The sequence below is a fragment of the Halomonas sp. 3D7M genome (assembly GCF_014897885.1).
Classification (GTDB): Bacteria; Pseudomonadota; Gammaproteobacteria; order Pseudomonadales; family Halomonadaceae; genus Vreelandella.
The window spans coordinates 72,850-73,298 of record NZ_JABUZF010000079.1 but is presented as its reverse complement, the minus strand read 5'-3'; the positions used below and the strand labels follow the sequence as shown (position 1 = coordinate 73,298).

Sequence of the window (449 nt, the reverse complement as noted above, 5' to 3'; positions counted from 1 at the left end):
GTTCTGTCGTGTGATTGAGGGGGAGTGCTGTTGCTTGCGTCATTGGCCTGCCATCTTTTGTCGCGCCAGATAGATAAAGAAGGGCGTGCCAATAAGCGCGGTCATGACGCCGATAGGTACTTGCTGAGGTGGCATTAGAAACCGTGAAGCGACATCGGCCAGCAGTAGTAGGCAAGCGCCCAGTACCGCGCAAGCGGGTAGCAGCCAGCGGTGATCAATGCCAAATAGTCCCCGTGCCATGTGGGGCACAATTAATCCCACAAACCCAATCATGCCTGCCAGCGCCACAGAGCTACCTGCTAGCACAATCACGATCAGCCCTAGCAGCAGTTTGATGGTGGTGGCCTGCATGCCAAGCCCGGTGACCATGTCGTCTCCCAGCAGCAGCGCATTGGCGTGGCGTACCAGCAGTGCACTGAGTAGCAGTGCCCCGCCGAAGAGCGGCAGCA

The 449-nt window shown here is 58.1% G+C and carries 1 pseudogene (running past one end of the window); it reads right to left on the bottom strand.

The annotated features are described in order from the left end of the window. Positions 1-39 precede the first annotated feature (39 nt). Positions 40-449, bottom strand: a pseudogene (locus tag INT22_RS02880) (FecCD family ABC transporter permease); it runs 615 nt beyond the window's last position.